General features: G+C 55.1%; 8 protein-coding genes and 1 tRNA gene. 3 read left to right on the top strand and 6 right to left on the bottom strand.

The window, feature by feature from the left end; all coding sequences use genetic code 11:
• Positions 1-502: Gfo/Idh/MocA family oxidoreductase (locus ACEQU8_RS07645; protein ID WP_370262702.1), on the bottom strand; the 502-nt coding region annotated here is incomplete at its 3' end.
• Positions 503-577: 75 nt separating this feature from the next.
• Complete coding sequence (locus ACEQU8_RS07640) at positions 578-1,186, bottom strand: DsbA family protein (protein ID WP_370262701.1); 609 nt, start codon at positions 1,184-1,186, stop codon at positions 578-580.
• Positions 1,187-1,320: 134 nt separating this feature from the next.
• On the opposite strand from ACEQU8_RS07640, the gene ACEQU8_RS07635 reads away from it, so the two are divergent.
• Complete coding sequence (locus tag ACEQU8_RS07635; RefSeq protein WP_370262700.1) at positions 1,321-1,827, top strand: tlde1 domain-containing protein; 507 nt, start codon at positions 1,321-1,323, stop codon at positions 1,825-1,827.
• A 388-nt stretch (positions 1,828-2,215) separates the two neighbouring features.
• Here the strand turns inward: ACEQU8_RS07635 and ACEQU8_RS07630 are convergent, their stop codons facing one another.
• The 4 genes from ACEQU8_RS07630 to acs form a co-directional block, all read right to left on the bottom strand.
• Positions 2,216-2,776 (bottom strand): hypothetical protein, encoded by a 561-nt coding sequence (locus ACEQU8_RS07630; RefSeq protein ID WP_370262698.1) that lies wholly within the window; start codon positions 2,774-2,776, stop codon positions 2,216-2,218.
• 535 nt (positions 2,777-3,311) lie between these two features.
• Positions 3,312-3,402 (bottom strand) — tRNA-Ser (locus ACEQU8_RS07625).
• A gap of 62 nt (positions 3,403-3,464) precedes the next feature.
• Positions 3,465-5,510, bottom strand: a complete 2,046-nt coding sequence (locus tag ACEQU8_RS07620) for a VC_2705 family sodium/solute symporter (protein ID WP_370262697.1) — start codon at positions 5,508-5,510, stop codon at positions 3,465-3,467.
• Positions 5,511-5,618: 108 nt separating this feature from the next.
• Positions 5,619-7,604, bottom strand: coding sequence for an acetate--CoA ligase (gene acs, locus ACEQU8_RS07615; protein WP_370262695.1), 1,986 nt, complete (start codon positions 7,602-7,604; stop codon positions 5,619-5,621).
• A gap of 201 nt (positions 7,605-7,805) precedes the next feature.
• On the opposite strand from acs, the gene ACEQU8_RS07610 reads away from it, so the two are divergent.
• Positions 7,806-8,345, top strand: a complete 540-nt coding sequence (locus tag ACEQU8_RS07610; RefSeq protein ID WP_370262694.1) for a TIGR00645 family protein — start codon at positions 7,806-7,808, stop codon at positions 8,343-8,345.
• A gap of 33 nt (positions 8,346-8,378) precedes the next feature.
• On the top strand, positions 8,379-9,899 hold the full coding sequence (locus ACEQU8_RS07605; protein WP_370262693.1) for a fumarate hydratase: 1,521 nt from the start codon (positions 8,379-8,381) through the stop codon (positions 9,897-9,899).
• Positions 9,900-10,074: the final 175 nt, after the last annotated feature.

The following is a 10,074-nucleotide window of genomic DNA, read 5'->3' as shown; positions in this document are numbered from 1 at the left end:
CCCAATCCACCATCTCAAAAATCAATGCGGGCTGGTCACCGTAGGCCAATGAATAAACAATACCGGCTTCATCAGCCCTTTGCTTAAGCAAAGGACCTGCCAGTGCGTCGGCCTCCACGTTCACCATCACAATGTGCTTTTGGTATTGGCAACAGGCCAACACGTGGGCAATGCCCACCGCCGGGTTGCCTGTGGCGTCGATGATGATGTCCACAAAAGGAGACTCAATCAGCTTCATGCCATCGTCAATAATCGCGGTGTTGCCCTGCTTGGCGGCTTGCTCAAGCGATTCGGCACCATAGGCCTCTTCATGCCAGCCCACGTTGCGAAGCGAATTGCGCGCGCGGGTGGGCGATAAATCTGCAATGCCCACCATGTGAATACCCGGCGTGCGTGGCACTTGCGACAAATACATGGAGCCAAATTTGCCAGCCCCAATCATGCCCACGCGCAGAGGCTTGCCCTGGGCGGCCAGGTGTTTAAGTTTTGAGTGAAGATTCATGGAAGAAGATGTGGTTGTTGACAGGCATGCGGCCAGCATACTAAAGCCACCGCATGCACAACACCCGCGCTATCCCTACCCCATGTTCTGGAGCAACACCTCGCGCAAAGCCTGCACGCTGGGTACACCCGAAAACAATTGCCGCCCCACCAAGACCGAGGGCACCGCCTGTATACCCATGCGCTGCGCATGTTCCAGGTCGGCATCGTGTTGCGCATTGGCCTGGGGGGAGTTTATAAATTCATCCAGCCCGGCCGGGTCCATGCCCAGACCATTCAAAATGTTTTTGAGCACCGCATCTTCACCAATGTTTTGGTCCTGCTGAAAAAATGCTTTCATCACCGCAGTGGTGTACGCGTTGCCTTGCCCCGCCTGCTTGGCGTACTGCAAGCCCAAAAAGGCTTTGCGCGTGTAGGGCTGCGGCGACACGGTTGGCAATTTGATGGGCACACCCAAGCGCTCTGCCATGGGGTACACCGACGACTTCCAAACCCTCGGCAGGTAATCATCCTCGGGCCTCAATGTGGGCGTTGGGTGCGGGCGCAACTCAAACGGCATCCATTCAATGTGCACCGGCAAACCCTCGGCGGCCTGCTCAATAATGCGTTCGCCCAGCAAGCAAAACGGGCAAACAAAATCGGTCCATACATGAATGGTGATGGGGGTGCTGGGCACTGCTTCCATGGTGACACATTGGTTTGAAACAAACCCTCATTGTCCTACTTTGAGTGGGGAATTGCTGAGGCAAATAAGAATTTGTAACCGTCAGACTTAGATAGGTAGGCTGAATACTTGACGATAAAAAGATCAATTTACCGATGACGAAATACGCACACGAAATTCTCCGCCCGGGAGTACCTGCTTGCAAAAAATCAGCAATCCAACTGTACTTCGACGGAAAGACTTTTAGAATTCAATCCAGCATTGGCACTCTCAAAAGCTATCCCGCAGTTTCTGGTCGATCTGTAAACGGCTCTTTCGACTATTCAAACCAGCGTCAGCGTGTTGCAAATCAAGGGCCGATCCCCGAAGGAAACTATTGGATAAACCCATCGGACCTCTGGACAAACACGCCCCTGAAAAACATATTACGGTCACCAAGATCTGCTTGGGGTGATCATAGAATTGCCATCCGAGTGTACCCCGGTACAAACACGCACGGGCGAGGAGGATTTTTTATCCATGGCGGCGACACCCCTGGAAGCGCTGGATGTATTGACCTCACACATGCAATGAATGATTTTGTTAAAGACCTCAAGCAAATGCTAGGGAACCAGACCGATTGCCATATTCACCTGGCAGTGGAGTACTCAAATGCCCCTTAGATACATTTTATTCATTGTCTTGATATCCAGTCCACCTTGGGCGCATTCTGAAGTTCTTGACAAACTACCTCAAACACAGACGATGTGGCTTGTTGCGCTCATTGGGGTCCTATTCGCATTTTTGTGCCAGCGTTTACACTGGGCAGCCTATGCGGCTGCAATCACGTACCCGGCGGCTTGGTTCTTTTACCTGCTGATCGATTTGCACTCGTTCGATCTTGGCCCTGCCATTGCTGCGGAAGCTGGTAACAGTTATGCGACAAACCTATACGGCGCTGCTAGCACTTGGTTTTTAGGTAGCTTGGTTTGCGCAATCGTTGGCATTAAGCGAGTCATGAAATGGCGACGGTCGAGGTCAAGTTAACTGGCAAGTTGGATGCAGGTTTTTTCAAGTGTCACCGCGTGGTCGGTCCGCAATACCCGGCTCTATGCCTTGGTATTTGGGGGGTGTGGGTGCAATGTCGGCGGAGTATGGGAAGGGTGAGGAATCACATCTCACCAGTTTGACGAATTCATCTTTTCGTTTTGGAAAAAAAAGTTTGACCCAACCCTCAGACTGAAGCTCAAAATGCAGGGTGCCGTCTTTGAATAGCATGGGTTCAATGCTGCTCGGTGGCAACAAGCGAACTTTGATCGAGTTGCCATCAATCGCATACTGATCCACTTTGTTTAATTCTTCATAGGGATCGCCATCAACATCGTCGCGCCAATAGGCATAGCCTTTACCAAACTGGCTATCCGGCCTTTTGCAAGCTTCTAACAACTCAAAACCTTCGCCAAAATCCGTTACCCACTGGCCGAATAACCAATTATCGCTTGGTAAAGGTTGCGAATTTTGCACCTCGCTATCATGCAATTTTGTATGACTGTGGTGCTCACTCTGTTGAGTACATGCAGCAACAAAAAGCAGCAGCACAACAGCGTACAAAATAGGAGTTCGATCTTGCATTAATGTTTACCTCCAGCCAAGTCGGGAGGATTGAGCAAAATCACAGCAGGGCTTCTGTAGGCGCTGGCGATGGTAAGTTTTGGGCCGAAGGTTTCAAACACTGGGTGAAGAATTGTGTTGGCCAATTCACGCAAATTGGCAGTGACAACGGGTGAGTCAGGCTTGTTGAGCAAACCAGTTTTGGTGACAGTCAGTTCCGTTAAGGAAAAATATTGCGTAACGCATTCCGGGAAATTTGCTTTGCAGACGGCGGGCATGGTGAGGGGTCCGAAGTGTCGACCGCACAATGTAGTTCACAACGCAAAGCACCGTCCAATGCTCACTCCGGTGAGTCACCAAGTCGGGGCATATCCCTCAATTCGCCCATGCCGCGAGCCTCGCTGCCGTTCGCCTCTTGCATGGTCGATTCTCCCGGCTTTGCCCTTTGCATGGGCAAAGCTTCGAATCCCCCACGCGAAGTCCGCAGGGACTTCGCTTCTCTCTCGCCAGAAATGCCAAAGGCCCAGTGAAAACACCGGGCCTTTGTCTAAATTTCTGGCGGAGAGAGGGGGATTCGAACCCCCGATAGGCTATTAACCTATACACGCTTTCCAGGCGTGCGACTTAAACCACTCATCCATCTCTCCGCGTGATCAAGCGCGAGAGTATAGCAAACTTTTACATTGCAGCGCCACAAGTTCGCCAATTTTCAGTGGGCCTCCGGGGAGCGAAGCACGCGCAACACATCGGGGGTCTCAACGGGCCCTCGCCCCATGTTGGAGCCCAGCCACATGGCCAGCGCGGCCAGCGGTATGGTCAACACGCCCGACGCCACTCCGCTGATGCCAAACAAGGTAATCGCATCCAGATTAAACATGGCCATAAAGCTGGCATTCGAAACCGCAAGGTAAAACGCAGAACACAAAAAGCCTGTGCTCATGGCCCACAGGGCGCCCCGGCGGCTGGCTTTGGCCCAAAAAATGCCTGCCACCAGGGGGACAAACAAGCTCGAGGCCGCCAGGGCAAAAGCCGAAGCCACCAACACCACAATATTGCCCGGCTGCAGGCTGGTGATCCACGCAGCCAACAGCGCGGCACTTAATAAAGCGATCTTCGACATGGTGACCCGGCGCTGCGAGGTGGCCTCGGGGTCCAGCACGCGGTAATACAAGTCGTGCGACAAGCTGCCCGCGATGGCCAGCAACAAGCCATCGGCAGTAGACAGCGCTGCAGCCAGCCCGCCGGCGGCAATCAAACCCGACAAGAAAAACGGCATACCGGCAATTTCTGGCGTAATCAGCACCAATATATCTGGGCTCAAGCCAATTTCGGCAAACTGCACCACACCATCCATGTTCACATCTTGCAGGGTGGCCAACCCTGGCAGCACACGCGACCAAGCGCCAATCCAGTTGGGAATGTCGTCATAACTCAGCCCCACCAGGTTTTCGTAAACCACCACTTTGGCCACCAAACTCAGCCAGGGGGCGGCCAGGTAAATCACCAAAATACAGCCCAAAGCCACCACCACCGACCAACGGGTTTGCGACGCACTGGGGGTGGTGTAAAACCGAATAATGATGTGGGGCAAAGCCACTGTGCCGCACATTAAGGTAAATGCCACCGCCAAAAAGCTGAACAAAGCACCACCGCTGGCCAAGCCCTCTTCGTCCTGCACCGACCCAAAATGCGGCACACTGGCCTTGACCTTGTCCAGGTAACGCTGGCGCTCCTGGCTCCATTCGCGTTTGGCTTCAATGGGGTTGCGGGGGTAATCACGAAGTACTTTTTCAGCGGCCTTGATTTCCTGGAACGAAGACCCGTCGTAGCGCGCCAGTTCAAGATTTTTACGGCGTGCCTCATAGCCCTCGGCCCACGATGCCGGCAGGTTGTCGATGAGCAACTGGTAACGATCGGCCTCCTGCATGTAAATGTTGCGCACTTGCGATTCAGCCGGGTCTGTAAAAAACTTTCGTTCTTGGTCACGCACGTACTCGGGGTAACTGCTGGATTGCCCCTCACTCAAAATATCGGCTCTGCCCTGCCCGGTGTAACTCATGGCTGCACCCACGCACACCATCATGGCCAAAATCATGACGATGTACTGGGCAACCGCGGTCCAGGTGACAGCCCGCATGCCCCCCAAAAACGAGCACACCAAAATACCCGCCAAGCCAAAGAACACACCAATGCCAAACTCAACCCCGGCGAAGCGGGAGGTAATCAAACCCACCGCATAAATTTGGGCAATCACGTACACAAACGAAACGCATATGGTGACCAGCACACAGATCAGCCGCACAGCCCGGCCTTTGTCCAGCCCGGCATAGCGCGCGGCTAAAAAGTCACCAATCGAAAAAAATGCAAATTTGCGCAGGTAAGGCGCAATCAACAGGGCAATCAGCACAAAGCCGCCAGTCCAGCCAACCAGCAGGGCAAGGGCTTCAAACCCGCTGTAAAACAGGGTGCCCGCCACCCCCAAAAAAGACGCCGCACTCATCCAGTCTGCCGCGGTGGCCATGCCGTTGTAGGCCGCGGGCACTGAGCGCGATGCAACAAAATATTCTTGAATATCGCTGGTGCGGCTCAACAAGCCAATCACCGCATAGCCGCCCATGGTCACAAAAATAAAAAAGTAACCAATCCACTGGCGGCCCACGCCATAGTCTTCCATCACGGCAGCCACGGTGATGCACAGCAAAAAGCCAAAGGTCAGCACTGAAAAAAATCGGGTCAACCCCAAGGTGAAGTTCATGCCCACCCCTTTACTTCATGATTGTTCGGGCACAAAAAAACCAGCCCACTTCAGTGGGACTGGTCTTTTTCAAGCACCGACGGCGCATGCTCAAGGCCTTGGCCGGGTTCAGTTGGACTTGCTCAACTGGTCCAGAATGGCCGGGTTCTCAAGCGTGGAGGTGTCTTGGGTAATTTGCTCACCTTTGGCCAGGCTACGCAACAAGCGGCGCATAATTTTCCCTGACCGGGTTTTGGGCAAATTGTCGCCAAAGCGAATTTCCTTGGGCTTGGCAATCGGGCCAATGTCCTTGCCAACCCAGGCCTTCAACTCATTGGCCAGCTTTGAACGCGCCTCGGAATCCACCGGGCGATTCCCTTTCAGCACCACAAAGGCCACGATGGCCTCACCGGTCACGTCGTCGGGGCGCCCCACCACGGCAGCCTCGGCCACCAGTTCATTGGCCACCAGCGAGCTTTCAATTTCCATGGTGCCCATGCGGTGCCCCGACACGTTCAGCACATCGTCAATGCGGCCCATGATGGTGAAGTTGCCGGTTGTTTTGTCGCGCACGGCGCCATCGCCTGCCAGGTAAAGCTTGCCACCCAATTCCTCGGGGAAGTAGCTCTTCTTGAATCGCTCGGGGTCGCCCCAAATGGTGCGAATCATGGACGGCCAGGGACGCTTTACCACCAAAATCCCACCTTGGCCGTTGGGCAAGTCGCCGCCGGTTTCGTCCACCACTGCAGCCATAATGCCGGGCAATGGCAGTGTGCACGAACCGGGCACCAAGGGGGTTGCTCCGGGCAGCGGGGTGATCATGTGGCCACCCGTTTCGGTCTGCCAGAAGGTGTCAACAATGGGGCACTTCTCGCCACCCACGTTTTTGTAATACCACATCCATGCCTCGGGGTTGATGGGTTCACCCACTGACCCCATCAAACGCAGGCTGGACAAATCGTAGCTCTTGGGGTGCACCTTGGGATCAGCTTCCGAAGCCTTGATCAAAGAGCGAATCGCTGTGGGCGCGGTGTAAAAAATGGTCGCCTTGTGGCGGGCAATCATGTCCCAGAACCGGCCAGCGTTGGGGTATGTGGGCACACCCTCAAACACGATTTGCGTGGCGCCCACCGCCAGCGGCCCATAGGCGATGTAAGTGTGGCCTGTAATCCAGCCGATGTCGGCCGTACACCAAAACACATCGTTGGGCTTGGTGTCAAAGGTCCACTTCATGGTGAGCATGGCCCACAACAAGTAACCTGCAGTGCTGTGCTGCACACCCTTGGGCTTGCCTGTGGAGCCCGAGGTGTAAAGAATAAACAGCGGGTGCTCCGAGTCCACCATCTCGGGCGCACACACATCGCTTTGCTTGTCGGCGAGGTCGTGCAGGTATTGGTCGCGCCCGGCCTTCATGGCCACCTCAGCCCCAGTGCGCTTGTACACGATCACATTCTTGACCGACTCGCATCCGCCCAAGCCCAGCGCTTCATCCACAATGGCTTTCAAAGGCAGCTGTTTGCCACCACGCACTTGCTGGTCGGCAGTGAACACGGCCACTGCGCCGGTGTCTACAATGCGGTCTTGCAAGGCTTTGGCAGAAAACCCGCCAAACACCACCGAGTGGGTTGCACCAATGCGGGCGCAGGCCTGCATCGCAGCAACACCCTCCACGCTCATCGGCATGTAAATCACCACGCGGTCGCCTTTTTTTACGCCCAGGCTCTTCAAGCCATTGGCGATGCGGCTCACCTTGCCCAGCAGTTCCTTGTAAGTCACCTTGGTGACCTGGCCGTCGTCTGCTTCAAAAATAAGGGCCACCTTGTCGCCCAGGCCCGCCTCAATGTTTTTGTCCAGGCAATTGGCCGATGCATTCAGCTCGCCACCCGTGAACCATTTGTAAAATGGCGCGTTGGACTCATCCAGCACCTTGCCGTAGGGCTTAGCAAACTGCAGGTTCTCTTTGGCCAAACGGGCCCAGAAGCCTTCAAAGTCAGTTTCGGCTTCTTTGCACAGGGCCTTGTAGGCGTCCATGCCGCCGATGGCAGCGCTGCGCTGCCATTCGGCACTGGGTTCGAACACCCGGGTTTCGTGCGATACGGATTCGATTGAAGACATCCTTTTCCTCCAAGGTTTATGAGTTTTCTATTAATTTAATTTGCTTCAACAATAGGCAAAAGCTCTTACTCTCACCTTACACCATGGCGCACCACAGCAATTCGCGTTCCATGTCAAGAACTTCGCCCGAACGGGGGTCCGCTCTGCTATGATTTGCGGCAACTTTCACCCACCCATGTTGCGCCGCACATCTGTCACAAAATGGAACAAAACAAACAGTACCCCCCCATCCTGGCCCAGCTTATTTTTGGCAGCCGCTGGCTGCAATTGCCCTTGTACCTTGGCCTCATTGTGGCCCAGGGCGTGTACGTGTATCACTTTCTCATCGAGCTTTGGCACCTGGTGGGCGGGGCGGTGGCCCACACCCTGACCGAAGCGGCCATCATGCTCATCGTGCTGGGCCTCATCGATGTGGTCATGATCTCGAATTTGCTCATCATGGTCATCGTGGGCGGTTACGAAACCTTTGTGAGCCGCATGCACCTGGAAAACCATCCTGACCAGCCCGAATGGCTTGACCATGTAAACGCCTCAGTGCTAAAGGTAAAGCTCGCCATGGCCATCATCGGTATTTCGTCCATTCATTTGCTCAAGACCTTCATCAACGCCGAGCAATACGATGAAAAAACCATCATCGCGCAGGCCTCGATCCATGTGATCTTCCTGCTGTCGGCCGTGGCAATCGCCTATTGCGACAAACTGCTTCACCAGGCCTTGCCCGCCAAAACCCATTTAAAATAAAAAGCTGCACCCAAGCACACTCAGGAGCTGTACATGACCACCATCAAGCAAGAAGACTTCATCTCTTCCATCGCCGACGCCTTCCAATACATCTCGTACTACCACCCGCTTGACTACATTCAAGCCTTGGGCAAAGCCTACGAGCGCGAAGAAAGCCCGGCCGCCAAAGATGCGATTGCGCAAATCCTGACCAACAGCCGCATGTGTGCCGAAGGCAAACGCCCCATCTGTCAAGACACCGGAATTTCCGTGGTGTTCCTGAAAGTGGGCATGAATGTGCGCTGGGATGCCACCATGAGCGTGACCGACATGGTCAACGAAGGCGTGCGCCGCGCCTACCTGCACCCCGACAACAAGTTGCGCGCCTCTGTGCTACTCGACCCGGCAGGCGCCCGCAAAAACACCAAAGACAACACTCCAGCCGTGATTCACTACGAAATTGTGCCCGGCGACGATGTAGAGGTTATTTGTGCAGCCAAGGGCGGTGGCTCTGAAAACAAATCCAAAATGGTGATGCTCAACCCATCAGACTCCATCGTGGACTGGGTGCTAAAAACAGTCCCCACCATGGGCGCTGGCTGGTGCCCCCCAGGCATCTTGGGCATTGGCATTGGTGGCACGCCCGAAAAAGCCATGCTGTTGGCCAAAGAAAGCCTCATGGCCCCCTGCGACATTCACGAACTGCTGGAGCGCGGCCCCAAAAACCGCATCGAAGAACTGCGCCTGGAGCTTTACGACAAAGTGAACTCCCTGGGCATTGGCGCGCAAGGTCTGGGCGGGCTGACCACGGTGCTGGATGTCAAAATTCTGGATTACCCCACACACGCCGCATCATTGCCCATTGCCATGATTCCCAACTGCGCGGCCACCCGCCACGTGCACTTCCACTTGCACGGCGATGGTCCCGCCAAGCTTGAAGCACCCAATATTTCTGACTGGCCGCAAGTCAGCTGGACGGCAGACACCGAGAAAAGCAAGCGCGTTAACCTCGACACCCTGACGCCCGAAGAAGTGGCCAGCTGGAAGCCAGGCCAAACCCTGCTGCTGAACGGCAAAATGCTCACCGGCCGCGATGCTGCACACAAGCGCATTGCCGACATGCTGGCCAAGGGCGAAAAACTGCCTGTGGACTTCACCAACCGTGTGATCTACTACGTGGGCCCGGTCGACCCCGTGCGCGACGAAGCTGTTGGCCCCGCTGGCCCAACCACCGCCACCCGCATGGACAAATTCACCCGCATGATGCTGGAAAAAACCGGCCTCATTGCCATGGTGGGCAAAGCTGAACGTGGCCCCGTGGCCATAGAGGCCATCCGCGATAACAAATCGGCCTACCTCATGGCTGTTGGCGGCGCTGCGTATTTGGTATCCAAGGCCATTACCAATGCCAAGGTGGTTGGTTTTGAAGACCTTGGCATGGAAGCCATTTACGAATTTGAGATCAAAGACATGCCAGTCACCGTGGCTGTGGACAGCACTGGTATTTCAGTGCACAACACCGGGCCCAAAGAATGGCAGGCCAAGATCGGCAAAATCCCGGTTAGCGTGGCCTAAGCATCAGCTGGGCTAGGCCTGGGCACATTGATTGTGTCGCGTTTTGGTGCTGGAGCGGCACAGGTCGCTGGGCCTGGGATCAGCCCGTGTATCCCTTCTTGTCCCTTCCGAGGGGGCATGCAAGGCGAAAATGTCGCCATTGCATCCGATTCGGTTTCCCGCCAAGCGGGGGCTT

It is taken from the genome of Limnobacter sp. (genome assembly GCF_964228395.1).
Classification (GTDB): domain Bacteria; phylum Pseudomonadota; class Gammaproteobacteria; order Burkholderiales; family Burkholderiaceae_B; genus Limnobacter.
This window is presented reverse-complemented; position numbering and strand designations above follow the sequence as displayed.

Coding starts and splice junctions, on each gene's coding strand:
- ACEQU8_RS07640 (WP_370262701.1), bottom strand. CDS start 1,186: ATGGAAGCAGTGCCCAGCACCCCCATCACCATTCATGTATGGACCGAT.
- ACEQU8_RS07635 (WP_370262700.1), top strand. CDS start 1,321: ATGACGAAATACGCACACGAAATTCTCCGCCCGGGAGTACCTGCTTGC.
- ACEQU8_RS07630 (WP_370262698.1), bottom strand. CDS start 2,776: ATGCAAGATCGAACTCCTATTTTGTACGCTGTTGTGCTGCTGCTTTTT.
- ACEQU8_RS07620 (WP_370262697.1), bottom strand. CDS start 5,510: ATGAACTTCACCTTGGGGTTGACCCGATTTTTTTCAGTGCTGACCTTT.
- acs (WP_370262695.1), bottom strand. CDS start 7,604: ATGTCTTCAATCGAATCCGTATCGCACGAAACCCGGGTGTTCGAACCC.
- ACEQU8_RS07610 (WP_370262694.1), top strand. CDS start 7,806: ATGGAACAAAACAAACAGTACCCCCCCATCCTGGCCCAGCTTATTTTT.
- ACEQU8_RS07605 (WP_370262693.1), top strand. CDS start 8,379: ATGACCACCATCAAGCAAGAAGACTTCATCTCTTCCATCGCCGACGCC.